This window comes from Pseudomonas cyclaminis, from assembly GCF_015163715.1.
GTDB classification, from domain to species: Bacteria; Pseudomonadota; Gammaproteobacteria; order Pseudomonadales; family Pseudomonadaceae; genus Aquipseudomonas; species Aquipseudomonas cyclaminis.
The window spans coordinates 21483-45914 of record NZ_JADDUM010000095.1 but is presented as its reverse complement, the minus strand read 5'-3'; the positions used below and the strand labels follow the sequence as shown (position 1 = coordinate 45914).

The 24432-nt window shown below is 54.6% G+C and carries 34 protein-coding genes; all 34 read left to right on the top strand.

Annotation, left to right across the window (positions count from 1 at the left end; translation table 11 throughout):
• Window positions 1–50 precede the first annotated feature (50 nt).
• Window positions 51–4250, top strand: a complete 4200-nt coding sequence (gene rpoC / locus IQK56_RS13605) for a DNA-directed RNA polymerase subunit beta' (protein WP_099584605.1) — start codon at window positions 51–53, stop codon at window positions 4248–4250.
• A gap of 216 nt (window positions 4251–4466) precedes the next feature.
• A complete protein-coding gene (rpsL, locus tag IQK56_RS13600) occupies window positions 4467–4838 on the top strand; it encodes a 30S ribosomal protein S12 (protein WP_002555494.1) in 372 nt (123 codons plus the stop codon).
• A gap of 118 nt (window positions 4839–4956) precedes the next feature.
• The gene (rpsG, locus tag IQK56_RS13595) at window positions 4957–5427 is read left to right on the top strand and encodes a 30S ribosomal protein S7 (RefSeq protein WP_002555493.1); all 471 of its coding nucleotides are present in this window, start codon (window positions 4957–4959) and stop codon (window positions 5425–5427) included.
• A gap of 30 nt (window positions 5428–5457) precedes the next feature.
• Window positions 5458–7563 carry an elongation factor G gene (fusA, locus tag IQK56_RS13590; RefSeq protein WP_122307023.1) on the top strand — a complete coding sequence of 702 codons (2106 nt, stop codon included), beginning with the start codon at window positions 5458–5460 and terminating at the stop codon, window positions 7561–7563.
• Between the two features lie 30 nt (window positions 7564–7593).
• Window positions 7594–8787, top strand: coding sequence for an elongation factor Tu (tuf, locus tag IQK56_RS13585; RefSeq protein WP_057010371.1), 1194 nt, complete (start codon window positions 7594–7596; stop codon window positions 8785–8787).
• Window positions 8788–8945: 158 nt separating this feature from the next.
• Complete coding sequence (gene rpsJ / locus IQK56_RS13580; protein ID WP_003186070.1) at window positions 8946–9257, top strand: 30S ribosomal protein S10; 312 nt, start codon at window positions 8946–8948, stop codon at window positions 9255–9257.
• Window positions 9258–9338: 81 nt separating this feature from the next.
• Window positions 9339–9974: a 50S ribosomal protein L3 gene (gene rplC / locus IQK56_RS13575; RefSeq protein WP_003194649.1), complete on the top strand. Its 636-nt coding sequence runs from the start codon at window positions 9339–9341 to the stop codon at window positions 9972–9974.
• 12 nt (window positions 9975–9986) lie between these two features.
• The gene (gene rplD, locus IQK56_RS13570) at window positions 9987–10589 is read left to right on the top strand and encodes a 50S ribosomal protein L4 (protein ID WP_003176424.1); all 603 of its coding nucleotides are present in this window, start codon (window positions 9987–9989) and stop codon (window positions 10587–10589) included.
• Window positions 10586–10885, top strand: coding sequence for a 50S ribosomal protein L23 (gene rplW, locus IQK56_RS13565; RefSeq protein WP_002555488.1), 300 nt, complete (start codon window positions 10586–10588; stop codon window positions 10883–10885). The genes rplD and rplW overlap by 4 nt, the downstream gene beginning before the upstream one ends.
• A gap of 14 nt (window positions 10886–10899) precedes the next feature.
• On the top strand, window positions 10900–11724 hold the full coding sequence (gene rplB / locus IQK56_RS13560) for a 50S ribosomal protein L2 (RefSeq protein WP_003176423.1): 825 nt from the start codon (window positions 10900–10902) through the stop codon (window positions 11722–11724).
• Window positions 11725–11740: 16 nt separating this feature from the next.
• On the top strand, window positions 11741–12016 hold the full coding sequence (gene rpsS / locus IQK56_RS13555; protein WP_003232420.1) for a 30S ribosomal protein S19: 276 nt from the start codon (window positions 11741–11743) through the stop codon (window positions 12014–12016).
• A gap of 11 nt (window positions 12017–12027) precedes the next feature.
• Window positions 12028–12360 carry a 50S ribosomal protein L22 gene (gene rplV / locus IQK56_RS13550; protein WP_003103908.1) on the top strand — a complete coding sequence of 111 codons (333 nt, stop codon included), beginning with the start codon at window positions 12028–12030 and terminating at the stop codon, window positions 12358–12360.
• A 13-nt stretch (window positions 12361–12373) separates the two neighbouring features.
• Window positions 12374–13060 carry a 30S ribosomal protein S3 gene (gene rpsC, locus IQK56_RS13545; RefSeq protein ID WP_003176422.1) on the top strand — a complete coding sequence of 229 codons (687 nt, stop codon included), beginning with the start codon at window positions 12374–12376 and terminating at the stop codon, window positions 13058–13060.
• A gap of 12 nt (window positions 13061–13072) precedes the next feature.
• Window positions 13073–13486, top strand: a complete 414-nt coding sequence (gene rplP / locus IQK56_RS13540; protein WP_003232424.1) for a 50S ribosomal protein L16 — start codon at window positions 13073–13075, stop codon at window positions 13484–13486.
• Window positions 13486–13677: a 50S ribosomal protein L29 gene (rpmC, locus tag IQK56_RS13535; protein WP_002555481.1), complete on the top strand. Its 192-nt coding sequence runs from the start codon at window positions 13486–13488 to the stop codon at window positions 13675–13677. Before rplP ends, rpmC begins: the two co-directional genes overlap by 1 nt.
• 2 nt (window positions 13678–13679) lie before the next feature.
• The gene (rpsQ, locus tag IQK56_RS13530; protein WP_003176419.1) at window positions 13680–13946 is read left to right on the top strand and encodes a 30S ribosomal protein S17; all 267 of its coding nucleotides are present in this window, start codon (window positions 13680–13682) and stop codon (window positions 13944–13946) included.
• A gap of 23 nt (window positions 13947–13969) precedes the next feature.
• Complete coding sequence (rplN, locus tag IQK56_RS13525; RefSeq protein ID WP_002555479.1) at window positions 13970–14338, top strand: 50S ribosomal protein L14; 369 nt, start codon at window positions 13970–13972, stop codon at window positions 14336–14338.
• 11 nt (window positions 14339–14349) lie between these two features.
• Window positions 14350–14664 (top strand): 50S ribosomal protein L24, encoded by a 315-nt coding sequence (rplX, locus tag IQK56_RS13520; RefSeq protein WP_003176416.1) that lies wholly within the window; start codon window positions 14350–14352, stop codon window positions 14662–14664.
• Between the two features lie 20 nt (window positions 14665–14684).
• The gene (rplE, locus tag IQK56_RS13515) at window positions 14685–15224 is read left to right on the top strand and encodes a 50S ribosomal protein L5 (protein WP_003176415.1); all 540 of its coding nucleotides are present in this window, start codon (window positions 14685–14687) and stop codon (window positions 15222–15224) included.
• A gap of 13 nt (window positions 15225–15237) precedes the next feature.
• Entirely contained in the window at window positions 15238–15543 is a 306-nt protein-coding gene (rpsN, locus tag IQK56_RS13510; RefSeq protein WP_003176414.1) for a 30S ribosomal protein S14, read from the top strand.
• A gap of 207 nt (window positions 15544–15750) precedes the next feature.
• Complete coding sequence (gene rpsH / locus IQK56_RS13505; RefSeq protein WP_003176413.1) at window positions 15751–16143, top strand: 30S ribosomal protein S8; 393 nt, start codon at window positions 15751–15753, stop codon at window positions 16141–16143.
• Between the two features lie 12 nt (window positions 16144–16155).
• Complete coding sequence (gene rplF / locus IQK56_RS13500; protein WP_003176412.1) at window positions 16156–16689, top strand: 50S ribosomal protein L6; 534 nt, start codon at window positions 16156–16158, stop codon at window positions 16687–16689.
• Window positions 16690–16699: 10 nt separating this feature from the next.
• A complete protein-coding gene (rplR, locus tag IQK56_RS13495; RefSeq protein WP_017135964.1) occupies window positions 16700–17050 on the top strand; it encodes a 50S ribosomal protein L18 in 351 nt (116 codons plus the stop codon).
• A 3-nt stretch (window positions 17051–17053) separates the two neighbouring features.
• A complete protein-coding gene (gene rpsE / locus IQK56_RS13490) occupies window positions 17054–17554 on the top strand; it encodes a 30S ribosomal protein S5 (RefSeq protein ID WP_003186035.1) in 501 nt (166 codons plus the stop codon).
• A gap of 2 nt (window positions 17555–17556) precedes the next feature.
• On the top strand, window positions 17557–17733 hold the full coding sequence (gene rpmD, locus IQK56_RS13485) for a 50S ribosomal protein L30 (RefSeq protein ID WP_003176408.1): 177 nt from the start codon (window positions 17557–17559) through the stop codon (window positions 17731–17733).
• Between the two features lie 3 nt (window positions 17734–17736).
• The gene (rplO, locus tag IQK56_RS13480) at window positions 17737–18174 is read left to right on the top strand and encodes a 50S ribosomal protein L15 (RefSeq protein WP_003176407.1); all 438 of its coding nucleotides are present in this window, start codon (window positions 17737–17739) and stop codon (window positions 18172–18174) included.
• Window positions 18175–19503: a preprotein translocase subunit SecY gene (gene secY / locus IQK56_RS13475; protein ID WP_017736663.1), complete on the top strand. Its 1329-nt coding sequence runs from the start codon at window positions 18175–18177 to the stop codon at window positions 19501–19503. It begins immediately after the preceding gene.
• Window positions 19504–19531: 28 nt separating this feature from the next.
• A complete protein-coding gene (rpmJ, locus tag IQK56_RS13470) occupies window positions 19532–19648 on the top strand; it encodes a 50S ribosomal protein L36 (RefSeq protein WP_002555468.1) in 117 nt (38 codons plus the stop codon).
• Window positions 19649–19777: 129 nt separating this feature from the next.
• Window positions 19778–20134 (top strand): 30S ribosomal protein S13, encoded by a 357-nt coding sequence (rpsM, locus tag IQK56_RS13465; protein WP_003210063.1) that lies wholly within the window; start codon window positions 19778–19780, stop codon window positions 20132–20134.
• A gap of 30 nt (window positions 20135–20164) precedes the next feature.
• Window positions 20165–20554: a 30S ribosomal protein S11 gene (gene rpsK, locus IQK56_RS13460; RefSeq protein WP_002555466.1), complete on the top strand. Its 390-nt coding sequence runs from the start codon at window positions 20165–20167 to the stop codon at window positions 20552–20554.
• A gap of 18 nt (window positions 20555–20572) precedes the next feature.
• Window positions 20573–21193, top strand: a complete 621-nt coding sequence (gene rpsD, locus IQK56_RS13455) for a 30S ribosomal protein S4 (RefSeq protein WP_003210056.1) — start codon at window positions 20573–20575, stop codon at window positions 21191–21193.
• A 22-nt stretch (window positions 21194–21215) separates the two neighbouring features.
• Window positions 21216–22217, top strand: a complete 1002-nt coding sequence (locus tag IQK56_RS13450) for a DNA-directed RNA polymerase subunit alpha (RefSeq protein ID WP_003176403.1) — start codon at window positions 21216–21218, stop codon at window positions 22215–22217.
• A gap of 41 nt (window positions 22218–22258) precedes the next feature.
• Window positions 22259–22645, top strand: a complete 387-nt coding sequence (rplQ, locus tag IQK56_RS13445) for a 50S ribosomal protein L17 (RefSeq protein ID WP_003176402.1) — start codon at window positions 22259–22261, stop codon at window positions 22643–22645.
• Window positions 22646–22894: 249 nt separating this feature from the next.
• Entirely contained in the window at window positions 22895–24343 is a 1449-nt protein-coding gene (locus tag IQK56_RS13440) for a catalase (RefSeq protein ID WP_150761987.1), read from the top strand.
• Window positions 24344–24432 lie beyond the last annotated feature (89 nt).

Genomic DNA, 24432 nt, shown 5'->3' with positions numbered 1-24432 from the left:
CGAGAGCGGGGCTGTTTAGCCCGCTCTCTGCTCCGCCAGGAGGAAAGGCCTTGAAAGACCTACTGAATTTGCTGAAAAACCAGGGTCAAGTCGAAGAGTTCGACGCCATCCGTATTGGATTGGCATCGCCTGAGATGATCCGTTCGTGGTCGTTCGGTGAAGTTAAAAAACCGGAAACCATCAACTACCGTACGTTCAAACCTGAGCGTGACGGCCTGTTCTGCGCCAAAATCTTTGGCCCGGTAAAGGATTACGAGTGCCTGTGCGGTAAGTACAAGCGCTTGAAGCACCGTGGTGTGATCTGCGAGAAGTGCGGCGTTGAAGTCGCGCTGGCCAAGGTTCGTCGTGAGCGCATGGCGCACATCGAACTGGCTTCGCCGGTTGCCCACATCTGGTTCCTGAAATCGCTGCCGTCCCGTATCGGCTTGCTGATGGACATGACCCTGCGTGATATCGAGCGCGTTCTCTACTTCGAGAGCTATGTCGTTATCGATCCAGGCATGACCACCCTTGAAAAAGGTCAGCTGTTGAACGACGAGCAGTACTTCGAAGCGCTGGAAGAGTTCGGCGACGATTTCGATGCCCGCATGGGTGCCGAAGCTGTCCGCGAACTGCTGCACGCTATCGACCTGGAACACGAGATTGGCCGTCTGCGCGAAGAGATTCCGCAAACCAACTCCGAAACCAAGATCAAGAAGCTGTCCAAGCGTCTGAAGTTGATGGAAGCCTTCCAGGGTTCCGGCAACCTGCCAGAGTGGATGGTGCTGACCGTTCTGCCGGTTCTGCCGCCAGACCTGCGTCCGCTGGTACCGTTGGATGGTGGTCGTTTCGCAACGTCCGACCTCAACGACCTGTACCGCCGCGTGATCAACCGTAACAACCGCTTGAAGCGTCTGCTCGATCTGTCCGCTCCGGACATCATCGTGCGCAACGAAAAGCGTATGTTGCAAGAAGCGGTCGATGCCCTGCTCGACAACGGCCGTCGTGGTCGCGCTATCACCGGTTCGAACAAGCGTCCTCTGAAATCCTTGGCTGACATGATCAAGGGTAAGCAAGGTCGTTTCCGTCAGAACTTGCTCGGCAAGCGTGTTGACTACTCCGGTCGTTCGGTAATTACCGTAGGCCCGACCCTGCGTCTGCACCAGTGCGGTCTGCCTAAGAAGATGGCACTTGAGCTGTTCAAACCGTTCATCTTCGGCAAGCTGGAAATGCGCGGTCTCGCGACCACCATCAAAGCGGCCAAGAAAATGGTCGAGCGCGAACTGCCAGAGGTTTGGGACGTTCTCGCTGAAGTGATCCGCGAACACCCGGTTCTCCTCAACCGTGCACCGACCCTTCACCGTTTGGGTATCCAAGCGTTTGAACCGGTACTGATCGAAGGTAAGGCTATCCAGCTGCACCCTCTGGTCTGTGCTGCGTACAACGCCGACTTCGACGGCGACCAAATGGCCGTGCACGTACCGCTGACACTGGAAGCCCAGTTGGAAGCGCGTGCGTTGATGATGTCGACCAACAACATTCTGTCGCCAGCCAACGGTGAGCCAATCATCGTTCCGTCGCAGGACGTTGTATTGGGTCTGTACTACATGACCCGTGAAGCGATCAACGCCAAAGGCGAAGGTCGTGTGTTCGCTGACCTGCAAGAAGTTGACCGTGTGTTCCGTGCCGGCGAAGCCGCACTGCACGCCAAGGTCAAAGTGCGGATCAACGAAACCGTCAACGACCGTGACGGCGGCAGCGTGAGCGGCACCCGTATCGTCGACACCACTGTCGGCCGTGCGCTGCTGTATCAAGTTGTGCCAAAAGGTCTGTCCTACGACGTCGTCAACCTGCCGATGAAGAAAAAGGCGATCTCCAAGCTGATCAACCAGTGCTACCGCGTGGTTGGTTTGAAAGAGACCGTGATCTTCGCTGACCAGTTGATGTACACCGGTTTTGCTTATTCGACCATCTCCGGCGTTTCCATCGGTGTTAACGACTTCGTTATCCCGGATGAAAAAGCCCGCATCATCGCAGCTGCAACCGATGAAGTGAAAGAGATCGAAAGCCAGTACGCCTCGGGCCTGGTAACACAGGGCGAGAAGTACAACAAAGTGATCGACCTTTGGTCCAAGGCCAACGACGAAGTCTCCAAGGCGATGATGGCCAACCTCTCGAAAGAGAAAGTCATCGACCGTCACGGCGACGAAGTTGACCAGGAATCCTTCAACTCGATGTACATGATGGCCGACTCGGGCGCACGGGGTTCTGCTGCGCAGATCCGTCAGCTCGCCGGTATGCGTGGCCTGATGGCCAAGCCGGACGGTTCCATCATCGAAACGCCGATTACTGCGAACTTCCGTGAAGGTTTGAGCGTACTCCAGTACTTCATCTCCACTCACGGTGCTCGTAAGGGTCTTGCGGATACCGCGTTGAAAACCGCTAACTCCGGTTACCTGACTCGTCGTCTGGTAGACGTTGCACAAGATCTGGTTGTAACCGAGATCGACTGCGGCACCGAGCACGGCTTGCTGATGACTCCGCACATTGAAGGCGGTGACGTTGTAGAGCCGCTGGGTGAACGCGTATTGGGTCGTGTAATTGCCCGTGACGTATTCAAGCCAGGCACCGAGGAAATTATCGTTCCTGCCGGCACCTTGGTAGATGAAAAGTGGGTCGAGTTCATCGAACTCAACAGCATCGACGAAGTGATCGTTCGTTCGCCGATCAGCTGTGAAACCCGCTACGGCATCTGCGCCAAGTGCTACGGCCGTGACTTGGCTCGTGGTCACCAGGTGAACATCGGTGAAGCTGTCGGCGTTATCGCTGCCCAGTCGATCGGTGAGCCTGGTACCCAGCTGACCATGCGTACGTTCCACATCGGTGGTGCGGCAAGCCGGACCTCCGCTGCGGACAGCGTTCAGGTGAAGAATGGCGGTACCGTTCGTCTGCACAATTTGAAGCACGTTGAGCGAGTGGATGGTCATCTGGTTGCTGTGTCCCGTTCCGGTGAACTGGCCATCGCTGATGACTACGGTCGTGAGCGTGAGCGCTACAAGCTGCCGTACGGTGCTGTGATTTCGGTTAAAGAAGGTGACAAGGTCGACGCTGGCGCTATCGTGGCGAAGTGGGATCCGCACACTCACCCAATCGTTACCGAAATGAAAGGTACCGTGACCTACGTGGGCATGGAAGAAGGCATCACGATCAAGCGTCAGACTGACGAATTGACCGGTATGACCAACATTGAAGTACTCGACGCCAAAGATCGTCCAGCTGCCGGTAAAGACATCCGTCCTGCCGTGAAGATGGTCGATGACAACGGCAAGGATCTGTTGCTGCCAGGCACTGACGTAATCGCTCAGTACTTCCTGCCAGCCAACGCCCTCGTCGGTGTAGCGGATGGTGCGAAGATCGCGATCGGTGATGTTATCGCGCGTATCCCGCAAGAAACTTCGAAGACCCGCGACATCACCGGTGGTCTGCCGCGTGTTGCCGACTTGTTCGAAGCTCGTCGTCCGAAAGAAGCGTCGATTCTGGCAGAAGTCAGCGGCACCATCGCGTTCGGCAAAGAGACCAAGGGCAAGCGCCGTCTGGTTATCACCCCGAACGACGGTACCGATCCGTACGAAGAGCTGATTCCAAAGTGGCGTCACCTGAACGTCTTCGAAGGCGAACAGGTAAACCGCGGCGAAGTAATCTCCGACGGCCCAAGCGATCCACACGACATCCTGCGTCTGCTGGGTGTGAGTGCGCTGGCCAAGTACATCGTTAACGAGATCCAGGACGTTTACCGTCTGCAAGGCGTGAAAATCAACGACAAGCACATCGAGACCATTTTGCGTCAGATGCTGCGGAAAGTTGAAATCGCTGAATCCGGCGATTCCAGTTTCATCAAGGGCGACCAGATGGAGCTGACTCACGTACTGGTAGAAAACGAGCGTCTGGCTGGCGACGAGAAATTCGTTTCCAAGTTCACTCGTGTGCTGCTGGGTATCACCAAGGCGTCGTTGTCCACTGAGTCGTTCATCTCGGCGGCCTCCTTCCAGGAGACCACTCGCGTACTGACCGAAGCAGCGGTAACCGGCAAGCGCGATTACCTGCGCGGCCTGAAAGAGAACGTGGTCGTGGGTCGTTTGATCCCGGCGGGTACCGGTTTGGCTTATCACAGCGAGCGTAAGCGTCGCCGTGATGCTGACAAGCCGTTGCGCGTTAGCGCCAGTGAAGTGGAAGCTGCACTGACCGAAGCACTGAACTCAAGCGGTAACTGAGTTCTGCACTAGATAAGACTGGGCCCTGGCAGCCCCATTCGTCGGATCGAGGCAGTTTTGCCCTGGTTCGACGAGTGGGGAGGTCGGGGCCTTGCCTTGACTGGGGACAAGATCCTCTTTAGACTCTTGTACCCCTAAATTTGGCGGGAATTCGTTCCTGCCATTTTGCTTTTCTTGCAAGACAATAGCGTCGCAAGACAACAGTGGAGCTAGTAGATGGCAACTATCAACCAGCTGGTACGTCAGCCGCGTAAGCGTATCGTCGAGAAATCCGACGTGCCTGCGCTGCAGAACTGCCCGCAACGTCGTGGCGTATGCACCCGTGTGTATACCACCACGCCGAAAAAACCTAACTCGGCACTGCGTAAAGTATGCCGTGTGCGTCTGACCAACGGTTTCGAGGTTTCCTCGTACATCGGCGGTGAAGGCCACAACCTGCAAGAGCACAGCGTGGTACTGATCCGCGGCGGTCGTGTAAAAGACTTGCCAGGTGTTCGTTACCACACCGTACGCGGCTCCTTGGATACTTCCGGCGTTAAAGGTCGTAACCAGGGTCGTTCGAAGTACGGTACCAAGAAGCCTAAGTAGTAGCGGCTTTTTGTAAAACTGAATCATCTTATTTTCTGAGTCGATAAGAGTAAGGTCGGAGGCGTCCCGTAAGGGCACCGATTCCGAACGAACCTGAAGACCGTTTGAGGGCTTATCCATGCCAAGAAGACGCGTAGCAGCCAAGCGCGAAGTGCTTGACGATCCAAAATACGGAAGCCAAATCCTGGCCAAGTTCATGAACCACGTGATGGAAAGCGGCAAGAAAGCCGTTGCCGAGCGTATCGTTTATGGCGCGCTGGAAAAGGTTAAAGAACGCAAGAACAGCGATCCCCTGGAAATCTTCGAGAAAGCTCTCGACGCCATCGCTCCGCTGGTCGAAGTGAAGTCGCGCCGTGTAGGCGGTGCTACTTACCAGGTTCCGGTCGAAGTTCGTCCGTCCCGTCGTAACGCTCTGGCAATGCGCTGGTTGGTAGACTTCGCCCGTAAGCGTGGCGAGAAGTCTATGGCTCTGCGTTTGGCCGGCGAACTGTTGGACGCTGCTGAAGGTAAAGGTGCTGCTGTTAAGAAGCGTGAAGACGTGCACCGTATGGCTGAAGCTAACAAAGCTTTCTCGCACTACCGCTTCTAATCTTAGCTTCACTAATTTTGCGAGGGCTTTATGGCTCGTACTACTCCGATTAGCCGCTACCGTAACATCGGTATCGTTGCTCACGTGGATGCTGGTAAAACCACCACCACCGAGCGCGTACTGTTTTACACCGGCAAAAGTCACAAGATGGGCGAGGTGCATGATGGCGCCGCGACCACAGACTGGATGGTTCAGGAGCAGGAGCGTGGTATTACCATTACTTCTGCTGCTATTACCGCCTTCTGGAAAGGTTCCGAGAAGCAGTACAAAGATGAGCACCGCTTCAACGTAATCGATACTCCGGGCCACGTTGACTTCACCATTGAAGTTGAGCGTTCCCTGCGCGTACTCGACGGCGCTGTCGTTGTGTTCTGCGGTACCTCGGGTGTTGAGCCTCAGTCGGAAACCGTATGGCGTCAGGCCAACAAATACGGCGTTCCACGTCTTGTTTACGTAAACAAGATGGACCGTGCTGGTGCCAACTTCCTGCGCGTGATCGGTCAGATCAAGCAGCGTCTGGGTCACACCCCGGTTCCAATCCAGTTGGCTATCGGTTCCGAAGACAACTTCCAAGGTCAGATCGATTTGCTGACCATGGAAGCTGTTTACTGGAATGATGCTGACAAAGGTATGGTTCCTGTTCGTAAGCCAATCCCTGCTGAATTGCAGGAACTGGCTGATGAGTGGCGCAACAACATGGTTGAGGCTGCCGCCGAAGCCAATGAAGATCTGATGAACAAGTACCTCGAAGGTGAAGAACTCACCAACGTGGAGATCAAGGCTGCTCTGCGTCAGCGTACTATCGCCGGCGAAATCGTCTTGGCTGTTTGCGGTTCTTCCTTCAAGAACAAGGGCGTTCCCCTGGTTCTCGATGCTGTGATCGACTACCTGCCGGCGCCAGTTGATATTCCTGCCATCAAGGGTACTGACCCGGATGACGAGACTATCGAGCTGGAGCGTCATGCAGACGACGCAGAACCGTTCTCCGCTCTGGCATTTAAAATTGCCACTGACCCATTCGTGGGTACCTTGACCTTCGTCCGTGTTTACTCGGGCGTGTTGAACTCCGGCGACGGCGTGATCAACTCGGTTAAAGGTAAGAAAGAGCGTGTGGGTCGTATGGTGCAAATGCACGCAAACGCCCGTGAAGAGATCAAGGAAGTGCGCGCTGGTGACATCGCGGCCCTGATCGGCATGAAGGACGTCACCACTGGTGAGACTTTGTGCAACGCTGACAAGCCAATCATCCTGGTTCGCATGGACTTCCCGGAGCCGGTTATTTCGGTTGCCGTAGAGCCTAAGACCAAGGATGACCAGGAAAAAATGGGTATCGCTCTGGGCAAACTTGCTCAGGAAGATCCATCTTTCCGCGTTAAAACTGATGAAGAGACTGGTCAAACGATCATCTCTGGCATGGGCGAGTTGCACCTGGACATCCTGGTTGACCGGATGCGCCGCGAGTTCAACGTCGAAGCCAACATCGGTAAGCCTCAGGTTTCCTATCGTGAGCGCATCACGAAGAACTGTGAAATCGAAGGCAAGTTCGTTCGTCAGTCCGGCGGTCGTGGTCAGTTCGGTCACTGCTGGATCCGTTTTGCTCCTGCTGACGAAGGTCAGGAAGGTCTGCAATTCGTGAACGAAGTAGTAGGTGGTGTGGTTCCTAAGGAATACATCCCTGCTATCCAGAAGGGCATCGAAGAGCAGATGAAGAACGGTGTTGTTGCCGGCTATCCGCTGATCGGCCTGAAAGCAACCGTTTTTGACGGTTCTTACCACGACGTCGACTCCAACGAGATGGCGTTTAAGGTGGCTGCTTCCATGGCAACCAAGCAACTGGCCCAGAAGGGCGGTGGTGAGTTGCTTGAGCCAATCATGGCGGTAGAAGTTGTTACACCTGAAGACTATATGGGTGATGTCATGGGCGACCTTAACCGTCGTCGCGGCATGATCTTGGGTATGGAAGACACGGTTTCCGGCAAAGTGATTCGCGCCGAGGTTCCGTTGGGTGAGATGTTCGGTTATGCGACCGACGTTCGCTCCATGTCCCAGGGTCGCGCAAGCTACTCTATGGAATTCAAAAAATACAACACAGCTCCGGCGCACATCGCTGAAACTGTATCCAAAAAACAAGGCTGATTCAGTCCTTTAGGCAAGGAGTTAATTGTCGTGGCTAAAGAAAAATTTGATCGTTCCCTACCGCACGTCAACGTTGGCACTATCGGTCACGTTGACCACGGTAAAACCACTCTGACCGCAGCTCTGACTCGCGTCTGCTCCGAAGTTTTCGGTTCGGCAGTCGTTGATTTCGATAAAATCGACAGCGCTCCAGAAGAAAAAGCTCGTGGTATCACCATCAACACCGCGCACGTAGAGTACAACTCTTCGATTCGTCACTACGCTCACGTTGACTGCCCAGGTCACGCTGACTATGTGAAGAACATGATCACTGGTGCTGCCCAGATGGACGGCGCGATCCTGGTTTGCTCGGCCGCCGATGGTCCGATGCCACAAACCCGTGAGCACATCCTGCTGTCCCGTCAGGTAGGCGTTCCGTACATCGTGGTCTTCCTGAACAAGGCTGACCTGGTAGACGACGCTGAGCTGCTGGAACTGGTTGAGATGGAAGTGCGCGATCTGCTGAGCACTTACGACTTCCCAGGCGACGACACTCCGATCATCATCGGTTCTGCTCGTATGGCTCTGGAAGGCAAAGACGACAACGAAATGGGCACTACCGCTGTTAAGAAGCTGGTAGAGACTCTGGATAGCTACATCCCAGAACCAGTTCGTCTGACCGACAAGCCGTTCCTGATGCCAATCGAAGACGTATTCTCGATCTCCGGTCGTGGTACTGTTGTGACTGGTCGTATCGAGCGCGGTATCGTTCGCGTTCAAGATGCACTGGAAATCGTTGGTCTGCGTGACACCACCAACACCGTCTGCACTGGTGTTGAAATGTTCCGTAAGCTGCTCGACGAAGGTCGTGCTGGCGAGAACTGCGGCGTTCTGCTGCGTGGTACCAAGCGTGACGACGTTGAGCGTGGCCAGGTTCTGGTTAAGCCGGGTTCGGTTAAGCCGCACACCAAGTTCACCGCTGAAGTCTACGTTCTGAGCAAAGAAGAAGGCGGTCGTCACACTCCGTTCTTCAAAGGCTACCGTCCACAGTTCTACTTCCGTACTACTGACGTGACTGGTAACTGCCAGCTGCCAGAAGGCGTTGAAATGGTAATGCCAGGCGATAACATCCAAATGGAAGTTACCCTGATCAAAACCATCGCAATGGAAGACGGTCTGCGCTTCGCAATTCGTGAAGGCGGCCGTACTGTTGGCGCTGGTGTTGTAGCTAAAATCATCGAGTAAGCATCTCTTCTGAGATAGCTTCGATGCTTTGAAAAGGCCCCCGCTCAGCGGGGGCTTTTTTATTGGGTTGACACCTATCTGGGGCGTCTATAGAATTGCGCCTCCTTTTAACGGGCGTATTGCGCTCGCTGGGAATAGCAGCCGGAGTCTGAAATCCAATGCAAAATCAGCAAATCCGTATCAGGTTGAAGGCTTTTGACCATCGCCTGATCGACCAATCCACCCAGGAAATCGTGGAAACCGCGAAACGTACTGGTGCTCAAGTGCGTGGTCCAATTCCACTGCCTACCCGCAAAGAGCGGTTCACCGTTCTGGTCTCCCCGCACGTCAACAAAGACGCGCGTGACCAGTACGAGATCCGTACTCATAAGCGCGTTCTGGACATCGTCCAGCCAACGGATAAAACCGTTGATGCACTTATGAAGCTTGATCTGGCGGCCGGTGTGGAAGTACAGATCAGCCTCGGCTAAGACTTGGGTCTTAGTCGTGTAACGCTCTGAAATGGGCGGCCATAGCGGGTGAAAGCCCCGTACACTCATGAGGTTTACAACATGACTATTGGTGTAGTCGGTCGTAAATGCGGTATGACCCGTATTTTCACCGAAGAAGGTGTCTCCATTCCGGTTACGGTCATTGAGATCGAGCCGAATCGCGTCACCCAGTTCAAAACTGAAGAAACCGATGGCTATCGTGCAGTGCAAGTCACTGTCGGCGAGCGTCGTGCTTCGCGCGTGACTGCTGCTCAAGCAGGTCACTTCGCAAAAGCAAACGTTGCAGCTGGTCGTACTGTTATGGAGTTCCGTCTTGAAGATGGCGACTACCAGGCTGGCGATCTGATCAACGCTGAAATCTTCGCCGCTGGTCAACTGGTTGATGTAACCGGTCAGTCCAAGGGTAAAGGCTTCCAGGGTACGATCAAGCGTTGGAATTTCCGTGGTCAAGACAACACTCACGGTAACTCCGTTTCCCACCGCGTCCCGGGCTCTATTGGCCAGTGCCAGACTCCTGGTCGTGTATTCAAGGGCAAAAAAATGTCCGGTCATATGGGCGCTGAGCGCGTGACCGTGCAGTCCCTCGAAGTAGTGCGCGTCGACGCTGAACGCAATCTGTTGTTGGTCAAGGGTGCTGTTCCTGGCGCTACTGGCGGCAACCTGGTTGTACGTCCAGCGGCCAAGGCTCGCGGTTAAGGGGAAGCTGACATGCAATTAAATGTAAATGACGCTCAAGCGATCGAAGTTTCCGAACTGACATTTGGCGGCGAATTCAACGAGACGCTGGTTCACCAAGCAGTCGTGGCCTACATGGCCGGCGGCCGTCAAGGTAGCAAGCAGCAAAAGACCCGTTCCGACGTACGTGGTGGCGGTAAGCGCCCTTGGCGTCAGAAAGGCACTGGCCGTGCTCGTGCCGGTACTATCCGTAGCCCAATCTGGCGTGGCGGCGGTACCACTTTCGCAGCTCGTCCACAGGATCACTCTCAGAAGCTCAACAAGAAGATGTACCGCGCAGCTCTGCGCTCCATCCTTGCTGAACTCGTGCGTACTGATCGTCTGGTCGTGGTTCAGGACTTCGCTGTTGAAAGTCCAAAAACCAAAGATCTGCTGGGCAAACTGAACAATATGAGCCTGACCGACGTTTTGATCGTGTCTGAAGCTGTTGATCAGAACCTGTACCTGGCTGCTCGCAACCTGCCACACGTTGATGTACGTGACGTGCAAGGTTCCGATCCAGTTAGTCTGATCGCATACGACAAGGTGTTGATCACCGTGTCGGCCGTGAAGAAATTCGAGGAGCTGCTGGGATGAACCAGGAACGCGTATTTAAAGTTCTGCTTGGCCCGCACGTTTCCGAAAAGGCTACGGTTCTGGCTGACAAGAAAGGCCAGTTCGTTTTCAAGGTTGCAACTGACGCAACCAAGCTGGAAATCAAGAAGGCCGTCGAAAGCCTGTTCAGCGTGAAAGTTGAGCGTGTTACTACCCTGAATGTTCTGGGTAAGAGCAAGCGCACTGCTCGCGGTCTGGGCAAGCGTAATGACTGGAAGAAGGCAGTTATCTCCCTTCAGCCAGGCCAAGATCTCGATTTCAGCAGCAGTGCTGAGTAAGGAAGGGGTGCATCATGGCAATCGTTAAATGCAAACCGACTTCCCCTGGCCGCCGTTTTGTGGTCAAGGTGGTCAACCAGGAGCTGCATAAAGGCGCTCCTCACGCACCGCTGCTCGAGAAGAAATCGAAGACTGGTGGTCGTAACAACAATGGTCGCATTACCACTCGTCACATCGGTGGTGGCCATAAGCAGCATTATCGTCTGGTCGACTTCCGTCGCAACGACAAAGATGGCATCTCTGCCACTGTCGAGCGTATCGAATACGATCCAAACCGTACTGCTCACATCGCTCTGCTGCTGTACGCAGATGGCGAGCGTCGCTACATCATCGCCCCTAAAGGCGTGAGTGCTGGCGACCAGCTGATCGCAGGTGCTTTGGCGCCGATCAAGCCGGGCAACGCTCTGCAGCTGCGTAACATTCCAGTTGGTAGCACCGTACACGGCATCGAATTGAAGCCAGGTAAAGGCGCGCAAATCGCTCGTTCCGCTGGTGCTTCGGCTCAGCTGATCGCTCGTGAAGGTGTCTACGTGACCCTGCGTCTGCGTTCTGGTGAGATGCGTAAAGTGCTGGCTGAATGCCGCGCGACCCTGGGCGAAGTCTCGAACTCCGAGCACAGCCTGCGTTCGCTGGGTAAAGCTGGTGCCAAACGCTGGCGTGGCGTTCGCCCAACCGTTCGTGGTGTTGCCATGAACCCGGTTGACCACCCACACGGTGGTGGTGAAGGTCGTACCTCTGGTGGTCGTCATCCGGTATCGCCATGGGGCTTCCCGACTAAGGGCGCGAAGACTCGTGGTAATAAGCGTACCGACAAAATGATCGTCCGTCGTCGCAAGTAAATAGAGGGATACGACAGTGCCACGTTCTCTGAAAAAAGGTCCTTTTATTGATCTTCACCTACTGAAGAAGATCGAAGTGGCGGCGGAAAAGAACGATCGCAAACCAGTTAAGACCTGGTCGCGTCGTTCGATGATCCTGCCACAAATGGTCGGTTTGACCATCGCTGTACACAACGGTCGTCTGCACGTCCCAGTTCTCGTGAACGAAGACATGGTTGGCCACAAACTGGGCGAGTTTGCCGGTACCCGCACTTATCGTGGGCACGTGGCAGACAAGAAAGCCAAGCGTTAAGGGGTTAGGAAATGGAAGTAGCCGCTAAGTTGTCGGGCGCTCGAATCTCCGCCCAGAAAGCCCGCTTGGTCGCCGACCAGATCCGCGGGAAGAAGGTGGGCGAAGCGCTCAACCTGTTGGCTTTCAGCAGTAAGAAAGCCGCCGAGATCATGAAGAAAGTGCTGGAGTCGGCCGTAGCCAACGCCGAGCATAACGAAGGCGCAGACGTTGATGACCTTAAGGTCAGCACCGTTTTCGTCAACGAAGGGCGTTCGCTGAAGCGCATCATGCCACGTGCCAAAGGCCGTGCTGATCGCATCGTCAAGCGGTCTTGCCATATCACTGTCAAGGTTGCTGACAAGTAACGGAGTCGAAGAGATGGGTCAGAAAGTACATCCCATTGGCATTCGCCTGGGAATCGTCAAGGAGCACACCTCCGTCTGGTACGCAGACGGTCGGACTTATGCGGACTATTTGTTCGCTGATCTGAAGGTGCGTGAGTATCTCCAAGACAAACTAAAAAGCGCGTCCGTAAGCCGTATCGATATCCATCGTCCGGCACAAACTGCACGTATCACCATCCACACCGCTCGTCCAGGTATCGTTATCGGGAAGAAAGGTGAAGATGTTGAGAAACTGCGTCAGGACCTGACCAAGCAAATGGGTGTGCCTGTGCACATCAATATCGAAGAGATCCGCAAGCCGGAGCTCGACGGTATGCTGGTTGCGCAGAGCGTAGCTCAGCAGCTGGAGCGTCGCGTAATGTTCCGTCGCGCTATGAAGCGCGCCGTACAGAACGCCATGCGCATTGGTGCCAAAGGCATCAAAATCCAAGTGAGCGGTCGTCTCGGCGGTGCTGAAATCGCACGTACTGAATGGTATCGCGAAGGTCGTGTGCCACTGCACACCCTGCGTGCCGACATCGACTATGCCAACTACGAAGCTCACACCACTTACGGTGTGATCGGTGTAAAGGTTTGGATCTTCAAAGGCGAAGTAATTGGTGGTCGCCAAGAAGAACTGAAACCACAAGCACCAGCGCCTCGTAAAAAAGCTGCTAAGTAAGGGGTACGCCAAATGTTGCAACCAAAGCGTACGAAGTTCCGCAAGCAGATGACAGGCCACAACCGTGGTCTGGCTCAGCGCGGTAGCAAAGTCAGCTTCGGCGAGTTCGCGCTGAAGTCTGTAGCTCGTGGTCGTCTCACCGCTCGTCAGATCGAGTCAGCGCGTCGTGCTCTGACCCGTCACGTAAAACGTGGCGGCAAGATCTGGATCCGTGTATTCCCGGACAAGCCGATCTCCAAAAAACCTCTTGAGGTTCGTATGGGTAAAGGTAAGGGTAACGTGGAATACTGGGTAGCCCAGATTCAGCCAGGCAAAGTCCTGTATGAAATCGAGGGTGTAACTGAAGAGCTGGCGCGTGAGGCTTTTGCCCTGGCTGCTGCAAAGCTGCCGCTCGCCACCGCCTTTGTTAAACGGACGGTGATGTGATGAAAGCGAATGAACTTCGTGAAAAATCCGCACAGCAGCTGAACGAGCAACTGCTCGGCCTGCTGCGCGACCAGTTCAATCTGCGTATGCAGAAAGCAACTGGCCAGTTGGGGCAGTCTCATCTGCTCTCGCAAGTTAAGCGTGACATTGCTCGCGTGAAGACTGTGCTCAACCAGCAGGCAGGTAAGTGATCATGGCTGAAGCCGAAAAGACTGTCCGTACGCTGACTGGCCGTGTTGTCAGCGACAAGATGGACAAAACCATCACCGTACTGATCGAGCGTCGCGTTAAGCACCCGATCTACGGTAAATATGTTAAGCGTTCGACTAAGCTGCACGCGCACGACGAAACCAATCAGTGCCACATCGGCGACAAAGTCACTATTCGTGAAACTCGTCCGCTGGCCAAGACCAAGTCTTGGGCACTGGTTGATGTTCTCGAACGCGCTGTGGAAGTCTAAGGACTAGGGGTCGGAGAAATTATATGATTCAGACTCAATCCATGCTCGATGTGGCCGATAACAGCGGCGCCCGCCGTGTTATGTGCATCAAGGTGCTGGGTGGCTCCCATCGTCGTTACGCTGGTATCGGTGACATCATCAAAGTTACCGTGAAGGAAGCAATTCCTCGCGGTAAAGTGAAAAAAGGCCAAGTGATGACTGCTGTTGTAGTCCGCACTCGTCACGGCGTACGTCGTGCTGATGGCTCCATTATCCGCTTTGATGGCAACGCTGCTGTTCTTCTGAACAACAAGCAAGAGCCGATCGGCACCCGTATCTTTGGGCCAGTGACCCGTGAACTTCGTACTGAGAAGTTCATGAAGATCGTCTCGCTCGCCCCAGAAGTGCTGTAAGGAGATCCGACATGCAAAAGATTCGTCGTGACGACGAGATCATCGTGATCGCCGGCAAAGACAAAGGTAAGCGCGGTAAGGTGCTTAAGGTTCTCGCCAATAACCGTCTGGTTATCGGTGGTCTGAACCTGGTTAAGCGTCATACCAAGCCTAACCCGATGTCGGGCGTACAAGGCGGTATCGTCGAAAAAGAAGCTCCGCTGGACGCTTCTAACGTCGCCATTTTCAACGGCGAAACCAACAAGGCTGACCGCGTTGGTTTCAAAGTAGAAGACGGCAAGAAAATTCGTGTCTTCAAGTCGACCCAAAAAGCGGTTGATGCTTGAACACTGCTAGGTAGAAGACCATGGCACGACTAAAAGAGATTTACTGGAAAGAAATCGCACCGAAGCTTAAGGAAGAACTTAAGCTTTCGAACGTGATGGAAGTTCCACGCGTTACCAAAATCACCCTGAACATGGGTCTGGGCGAAGCTGTCGGCGACAAAAAAGTCATCGAACACGCTGTTGCTGACCTGGAAAAGATCACCGGCCAGAAAGTCGTTGTGACCTACGCTCGGAAATCCATCGCTGGCTTTAAAGTCCGTGAAGGTTGGCCGATCGGCGTCAAAGTGACCCTGCGCCGTGAGCGTATGTATGAATTCCTGGATCGTCTGCTGTCGATCTCCCTGCCTCGGGTTCGCGACTTCCGCGGCCTGAATGCCAAGTCCTTCGATGGTCGTGGTAACTACAGCATGGGCGTGAAAGAGCAGATCATCTTCCCGGAAATCGACTACGACAAGATCGATGCTCTCCGCGGTCTGGACATCACCCTGACCACCACTGCCAAGAACGATGATGAAGGCCGCGCTCTGCTGCGTGCGTTCAAATTCCCGTTCCGCAACTGATTGGAGTAGGACCATGGCCAAGATGAGCATGAAAAACCGCGAGCTGAAGCGTCAGCTCACGGTTGCCAAGTACGCCAAGAAGCGTGCAGCACTGAAAGCGATCATCGTTGATCTGAACGCAAGTCCAGAAGCACGTTGGGAAGCTACAGTTGCCCTGCAGAAGCAGCCACGTGACGCAAGCGCTTCGCGCATGCGTAACCGCTGCCGCCTGACCGGTCGTCCACACGGCGTTTACCGCAAGTTCGGCCTCGGCCGTAACAAACTGCGTGAAGCGGCAATGCGTGGTGACGTACCAGGTCTGGTTAAAGCCAGCTGGTAAGTACTTTCAGCGTCCGGGCGGTCAAAATCGCAAGATACTGACCGCCGGTGACCTTGAATCTGGAACAAGCCCCTTTTGGGGCTTGTTTCATTTCCGGAGTGTGTCTAAAATACGCGGCTCGCCTGAGCCCGTGTTTTTTTACCCGGAGATTCTCGGCGACATATGTAGCCGCAAGGCTAATTTTTTTGTATTAGGAGCGTCTAGCCCATGAGTATGCAGGACCCGTTAGCGGACATGCTAACTCGTATCCGTAATGCCCAGATGGCTGAAAAGTCCGTCGTAAGCATGCCATCTTCCAAGTTGAAGGTAGCTGTTGCCAAAGTCCTGAAAGACGAAGGCTACATTGCGGGTTATCAGATCAGCAGCGAAATCAAACCACTGCTGTCCATCGAGCTGAAGTACTTCGAAGGCCGTTCGGTCATCGAGGAAGTGAAGCGCGTTAGCCGTCCAGGCCTGCGTCAGTACAAGTCCGCTGAAGATCTGCCGAAAGTTCGTGGCGGTCTGGGCGTGTCTATCGTCTCCACCAACAAAGGTGTGATGACGGATCGTGCTGCGCGCGCTGCCGGTGTCGGCGGCGAAGTTCTTTGCACTGTGTTCTAAGGGGGGATAAGCATGTCTCGCGTCGCTAAGAACCCCGTTAAGCTGCCAGCCGGTGTCGAAGTAAAATTCGCAGGCCAACAGCTTTCGGTGAAGGGTGCCAAGGGCACTCTTGAACTGAACATCCATTCGTCCGTTGAGATCGTTGAAGAAGCTGGTGAGCTGCGTTTCGCTGCTCGCAATGGCGATCAACAAACTCGCGCAATGGCCGGTACCACGCGTGCGTTGGTAAACAACATGGTCCAAGGCGTAAGCCAAGGCTTCGAGCGTAAGCTCCAGCTGGTCGGTGTTGGTTACAAAGCGCAAGCAAAAGGCACGGTTTTGAACCTGGCCCTTGGCTTCTCGCACCCAGTGGATTACGAACTGCCGGAAGGCATCACCGCTGAGACCCCTAGCCAGACCGATATCCTGATCAAGGGTATTGATAAGCAGCTGGTAGGTCAGGTGGCCGCTGAGATCCGCGACTTCCGTCCACCAGAGCCGTACAAAGGCAAAGGTGTGCGCTACGCGGACGAAGTCGTCCGTCGTAAAGAAGCCAAGAAGAAGTAGGGCATAGCAAATGACCGACAAAAAAGTTACTCGACTGCGTCGCGCTCGCAAAGCACGCCTGAAAATGCACGAACTAGAAGTCGTGCGTCTCTGCGTGTACCGCTCGTCGCAGCACATCTACGCCCAGGTCATCTCGGCCGACGGCAACAAAGTCCTGGCAAGCGCCTCGACTTTGGATAAAGAACTGCGTGATGGTGCCACCGGCAACATCGACGCGGCCACAAAGGTTGGCCAGCTGGTCGCTACACGTGCTAAGGCCGTGGGCGTCTCGCAAGTGGCTTTCGACCGCTCTGGCTTCAAGTACCACGGTCGCGTTAAAGCGCTGGCTGATGCTGCTCGTGAAGCTGGGCTGGAGTTCTAAGTTATGTCAAATAACGACCAAAAGCGCGACGAAGGCTACATTGAGAAGCTGGTTCAAGTTAACCGCGTAGCCAAAACCGTTAAAGGCGGCCGTATCTTCACTTTCACCGCGTTGACCGTGGTGGGTGATGGTAAAGGGCGTGTTGGCTTCGGCCGTGGCAAGTCACGTGAAGTGCCTGCTGCGATCCAGAAGGCAATGGAAGCTGCTCGTCGCAACATGATCCAAGTTGATCTGAACGGCACCACGCTGCAATACGCTATGAAGTCCGCTCACGGCGCTTCGAAGGTGTACATGCAGCCTGCTTCTGAAGGTACCGGTATCATCGCTGGCGGCGCTATGCGTGCTGTCCTCGAAGTTGCTGGCGTTCAGAACGTTCTGGCCAAGTGCTACGGTTCGACTAACCCGGTAAACGTGGTTCACGCCACTTTCAAAGGTTTGAAAGCTATGCAGTCTCCTGAATCCATTGCCGCCAAGCGTGGCAAAAGTGTCAAGGAGATCTTCTGATCATGGCTACCGTTAAAGTTACGCTGATCAAAAGCATGACCGGCCGCATTCCTAACCACAAACTGTGCGTTAAGGGTTTGGGTCTGCGTCGCATCGGTCACACTGTAGAAGTCCAGGATACTCCCGAGAATCGCGGGATGATCAACAAGGCTTACTACATGCTGCGTGTAGAGGGTTAATCGATGAAACTCAATGATCTGAGTCCAGCGCCGGGTTCCCGTCGCGAAAAGCATCGTCCGGGCCGTGGTATCGGTAGCGGTTTGGGTAAGACTGGTGGCCGTGGCCACAAAGGTCAAACCTCCCGCTCCGGTGGCACCATCGCTCCAGGCTTTGAAGGCGGTCAACAGCCGCTGCATCGTCGCCTGCCTAAGTTCGGTTTCGTGTCCCTGAAAGCTATGGATCGCGCAGAAGTGCGTCTGTCCGAGCTGGCTAAAGTGGAAGGCGACATCGTTACTGTGCAGACCCTGAAAGATGCCAACGTGATCAACGTCAACGTACAGCGTGTGAAAATCATGCTGTCCGGTGAAGTGACTCGCGCTGTCACTATCGGCAAGGGAATCGGCGCCACCAAAGGTGCGCGTTCGGCTATCGAAGCAGCTGGCGGCAAGTTCGAGGAATAAATGGCTAAGCAAGGTGCTCTCTCAGCGCTCGGCAAAGGCGGTATGTCTGAACTTTGGGCTCGTCTGCGTTTTCTGTTCTTGGCGATTATCGTCTACCGAATAGGCGCACACATCCCGGTTCCAGGTATCAACCCGGACCGACTCGCAGACCTGTTTCGACAGAATGAGGGGACCATTCTTAGCTTGTTCAACATGTTTTCCGGCGGCGCGCTGGAGCGGATGAGCATCTTTGCACTGGGGATCATGCCGTACATTTCGGCATCGATCATCATGCAGCTGATGACCGCCGTCAGCCCGCAGCTGGAGCAGTTGAAGAAGGAAGGTGAAGCTGGCCGTCGCAAGATTAGCCAGTACACCCGCTACGGCACTGTCGCTCTCGCCTTGGTTCAAGCTATCGGCATGTCCGTTGGTTTGGCAGGGCAGGGCGTTGCGTTCACTGGTGACTTTGGCTTCCATTTCGTTGCGGTATCCACGTTTGTGGCTGGCGCAATGTTCATGATGTGGCTGGGTGAGCAGATTACTGAGCGTGGTGTTGGTAACGGTATCTCGATGTTGATTTTCGCAGGTATCGTCGCCGGTCTTCCGAGAGCGATTGGGCAGTCTTTCGAGTCTGCACGTCAGGGTGATATCAATATTTTCGCCCTCGTCGCCATCGGTTTGCTGGCAGTAGCGATTATCGGTTTTGTGGTGTTCATTGAGCGTGGTCAGCGTCGTATTGCTGTTCACTACGCCAAGCGTCAGCAGGGCCGTAAGGTCTTTGCTGCGCAGACCAGCCACTTGCCGCTGAAAGTGAATATGGCCGGTGTTATTCCGGCAATTTTCGCGAGCAGCATTTTGCTGTTTCCGGCTTCGTTGGGTACCTGGTTTGGTCAGTCTGAAAACATGGGCTGGCTGCAGGACCTCTCTCAGTCGATCGCTCCTGGTCAGCCGTTGAATATTCTGCTGTTTAGTGCAGGGATTATTTTCTTCTGCTTCTTCTATACGGCGTTGATGTTCAATCCGAAAGACGTAGCGGAAAACCTGAAGAAGTCCGGTGCCTTTATTCCGGGCATCCGTCCAGGTGAGCAGTCTGCACGCTACATTGATGGCGTTCTGACTCGTTTGACCCTGTTCGGTGCTCTATATATGACGGCCGTGTGCTTGTTGCCCCAGTTCCTGGTGGTTGCAGCAAACGTTCCGTTCTACCTTGGCGGGACCTCGTTGCTGATCGTCGTCGTGGTTGTGATGGACTTCATGTCCCAAGTACAATCGCACCTCGTTTCGCACCAGTACGAATCCCTGATGAAGAAAGCCAACCTGAAGGGCTACGGCAGCGGCATGTTGCGCTGAGTACCCCATAAGGTTCGAGGAGTTGGTGATGAAAGTTCGTGCATCGGTGAAAAAGCTGTGCCGTAACTGCAAGATTATTCGCCGCGAAGGTGTTGTTCGAGTAATTTGCAGCGCGGAACCGCGTCACAAACAGCGCCAAGGCTGAGTGTGATCCGCTTGAAGCCCGGCAGCTAGTGCGCTGCCGGGTTGATTATTTGTTATTACAGCGATATTATCTCGCGCCCTATTTCTTGGCTTCCGGGGCGTAGGTAGCTGTCAATTGGAGTCCCACTGAATGGCCCGTATTGCAGGCGTTAACATTCCAGATAACAAGCACACTGTTATCTCGCTGACCTACATCTATGGTGTTGGTCGCACTACTGCGCAGAAAATTTGCGCAGATACTGGGGTAAACCCAGCCGCAAAGATCAAAGATCTGAGCGACGAGCAGATTGAGCTGTTGCGTGGCGAAGTGGCGAAGTTCACCACTGAAGGTGACCTGCGTCGCGAAATCAACATGAAAATCAAGCGTTTGATGGACCTCGGTTGCTACCGTGGTCTGCGTCATCGTCGTGGTCTTCCAGTACGCGGTCAGCGTACCAAGACTAACGCGCGTACCCGTAAAGGTCCGCGTAAGCCGATCCGCAAGTAATCGCCCACGCGAATCGACAGGAAAATTATCATGGCAAAACCTGCTGCTCGTCCTCGTAAAAAAGTTAAAAAGACAGTGGTTGATGGCATCGCCCACATCCATGCATCTTTTAACAACACAATCGTGACCATCACCGACCGTCAAGGTAACGCGCTTTCTTGGGCTACCTCCGGTGGTTCGGGTTTCCGCGGTTCCCGCAAGTCCACCCCGTTTGCTGCTCAAGTAGCTGCTGAACGTGCTGGTCAAGCTGCGCTGGAATATGGCCTGAAAAACCTCGACGTTAACGTCAAAGGTCCAGGTCCAGGTCGTGAGTCTGCTGTCCGTGCTTTGAACGGCTGTGGCTATAAGATCGCCAGCATCACCGACGTGACGCCAATCCCGCACAACGGGTGCCGTCCGCCGAAGAAGCGCCGCGTGTAATCCAGGAGATTGTAAAGAATGGCTCGTTACATTGGTCCAAAATGCAAACTCGCTCGTCGTGAAGGCACCGATCTCTTCTTGAAGAGCGGCGTGCGCGCGATCGAATCGAAGTGCAACATTGAAGCAGCACCTGGTATACACGGCCAACGCCGCGGTCGCCAGTCCGATTACGGCACCCAACTGCGTGAAAAGCAGAAGGTCCGTCGTATCTACGGCGTTCTCGAGCGTCAGTTCAGCGGCTACTACAAAGAAGCTGCTGGCAAGAAAGGTGCAACCGGTGAAAACCTGCTGCAACTGCTCGAATGCCGTCTGGACAACGTTGTATACCGTATGGGCTTTGGTTCGACTCGTGCCGAATCCCGTCAGCTGGTATCGCACAAATCCGTAAGCGTAAACGGCCAAACCGTTAACGTCCCGTCCTACCAGGTTCGTGCTGGTGACGTGGTAGCGATTCGCGAGAAAGCTAAAAACCAACTTCGCATTGTCCAAGCTCTCGATCTGTGTGCCCAACGTGGCCGCGTAGAATGGGTAGAAGTAGACACTGAGAAGAAGTCGGGCGTTTTCAAGAACGTTCCTGCTCGCAGTGATCTGTCCGCCGACATCAACGAAAGCCTGATTGTCGAGCTCTACTCCAAGTAAGGGCTAGAAAATAGGTGCATCCATGCAGATTTCGGTAAATGAGTTCCTGACACCCCGCCACATTGATGTGCAGGTTGTCAGTCCAACCCGCGCCAAGATCACTCTCGAGCCTCTCGAGCGTGGTTTTGGCCACACCCTGGGCAACGCGCTGCGCCGCATCCTGTTGTCCTCAATGCCCGGCTGTGCAGTAGTCGAGGCCGAGATTGACGGTGTGCTCCACGAGTACAGCGCCATCGAAGGTGTACAGGAAGACGTAATTGAAATCCTGTTGAACCTTAAAGGTCTGGCTATCAAGCTGCACGGCCGTGACGAAGTTACGCTGACCTTGTCGAAGAAGGGTTCGGGGGTGGTTACCGCTGCCGATATTCAGCTGGATCATGATGTCGAGATCGTTAATCCCGATCACGTAATCGCTAACCTGGCGTCTAACGGCGCCCTGAACATGAAGCTCACTGTAGCTCGTGGTCGTGGTTATGAACCGGCCGACTCGCGTCAGAGCGATGAAGACGAAAGCCGCAGCATTGGTCGCTTGCAGCTTGACTCTTCGTTCAGCCCGGTTCGCCGTATCGCATACGTGGTGGAAAACGCCCGTGTCGAACAGCGTACTAACCTGGACAAGCTGGTTATTGATCTGGAAACCAACGGTACTCTGGATCCTGAAGAGGCTATCCGCCGCGCTGCAACCATTCTGCAACAGCAGTTGGCTGCGTTCGTCGACCTCAAAGGTGACAGTGAACCAGTGGTAATCGAGCAGGAAGACGAGATCGATCCGATCCTGCTTCGCCCGGTTGACGATCTGGAACTGACTGTACGTTCGGCTAACTGCCTTAAGGCGGAAAACATTTACTACATCGGCGACCTGATTCAGCGTACCGAAGTAGAACTGTTGAAGACTCCGAACCTTGGCAAGAAATCCTTGACTGAAATCAAGGACGTTCTGGCCTCCCGCGGTCTGTCCCTCGGCATGCGCCTCGACAACTGGCCGCCTGCAAGTCTTAAGAAGGACGACAAGGCGACTGCCTGATCGTCGTAATCACCGAACGTGAGTTTGGTAAGGAATGAACCATGCGTCATCGTAAAAGTGGTCGTCACCTGAGCCGTACCAGCTCGCACCGCAAGGCCATGTTTCAAAACATGGCGGTGTCGCTGTTCGAGCACGAGCTGATCAAAACTACACTGCCGAAAGCTAAAGAACTGCGTCGCGTTGCTGAGCCGCTGATCACTTTGGCCAAGACAGACAGCCTGGCTAACCGCCGTCTGGCTTTCGACCGTACTCGCTCGAAAGCTATCGTTGGTAAGCTCTTCAACGACCTGGGCAAGCGTTACGCTACCCGTGAGGGTGGCTACCTGCGCATCCTCAAGTGCGGTTTCCGCGCTGGCGACAACGCGCCTATGGCGTACGTCGAGTTGGTTGATCGTGCTACTGCCGGCGAAGCTGTAAGCGCCGAGTAAGACGACAAGCTGTAACGGAGAACCGGGCCTAGTGCCCGGTTTTTTGTGTGTGTAAAAAACGTTGTCTATATTAATTGAGTCGCTGCCAGCATCAGAGTCCAATCCATAGCTAATTACTCTGTTGGGTGTGTTAGTTATTTTCTATCAATGACCATGATTTAATAAATTTGATGGTGTCATCTTGATCGTCAATACTCCCTCTAAGCCGATTAGCCGGCAGTTCCAAGTCTGACCTGAGGAAGATTGAGCATGAGCCAGAATAAAGTCCTTACTACCGCCAGCGGTGCTCCCGTTGCGGATAACCAGAATTCCCGTTCAGCCGGCCCGCGTGGCCCGCTGTTGCTCGACGATTTCCATCTGATCGAGAAGCTCGCTCACTTCAACCGCGAAAACATTCCTGAGCGCCGTGTACACGCCAAGGGCTCCGGTGCCTACGGAACCTTTACAGTCACCCAAGACATCACCCGCTACACGAGCGCCAAGCTGTTTGAAGCTGTCGGCAAGCAGACCCCGACCTTCCTGCGGTTTTCCACCGTAGGAGGGGAGCGCGGTTCTGCGGATACCGAGCGCGACCCACGCGGTTTTGCCTTGAAGTTCTATACCGAAGAAGGCAACTGGGACATCGTGGGTAACAACACGCCAGTGTTCTTCATCCGCGACCCGCTGAAATTTCCGGACTTCATCCACACCCAAAAGCGCCTCCCACAAAGCAACCTGAAAAGCGCGCAAATGATGTGGGACTTCTGGTCGCACTCGCCTGAGGCGCTGCACCAGGTGACCATCCTGTTTTCGGACCGTGGCATTCCAGACGGCTATCGCCACATGCACGGCTTCGGTAGTCACACCTATAGCCTGATCAATGCGAAGGGCGAGCGCCACTGGGTTAAATGGCACTACAAAACCAAGCAGGGCATCAAGAACCTGGCTCCAGCGGATGCCGCACGTTTGGCCGGTACTGACCCTGATTACGCCCAGCGTGATCTGTTCGGCGCGATTGAGCGCGGCGACTTTCCGAAATGGCGCGTCTGCATCCAGATCATGACTGAAGCCCAGGCTAACGCTCACTATGAGAATCCTTTCGACGTGACCAAAACCTGGTCTCAAAAGGAGTTTCCGCTGATCGAAGTGGGTGAACTGGAGCTCAACCGCAACCCTCTGAACTACTTTGCCGAAGTGGAGCAAGCCGCGTTCGGGCCAAGCAATATGGTGCCCGGTGTTGGCCTGTCGCCAGACCGTATGTTGCAAGGTCGTGTTTTTGCTTACGCCGATGCCCATCGTTATCGTGTCGGCACCAATCACCAGCAATTGCCGGTAAATGCGCCGCGCAGCCCGGTAAACAGCTACCAGCGCGACGGCTCGATGGCTTTTGGCAGCAACGGTGGTGCAGCCCCTAACTACGAGCCGAACAGCTACGCCGATGCCCCCAAGCAAGCCCCGCAGTACGCTGAGCCTGCTTTGGCGCTGAGCGGTGCCGCTGATCGTTACGATCATCGTGAAGACACTGACTACTACAGCCACGCGGGTGCGCTGTTCCGTCTGATGAATGCTGAGCAGCAGGCACTGCTCACCACCAACATCGCCGGTGCAATGGCTGGGGTTTCCAGTGATGTTGTCCAGCGTCAATTGGCGCACTTCTACAAGGCAGACGCTGCTTACGGAGAAGCAATCGCAAAGGCGTTGGGTGTATCGCTTAACTGACTCTAAACGATAAGCAGAACCGCCCTCATTTGGGCGGTTTTTGCGTTATTTCAGCTACTTTTCTCCGGAAATGTGCGTTTTTATGCCGT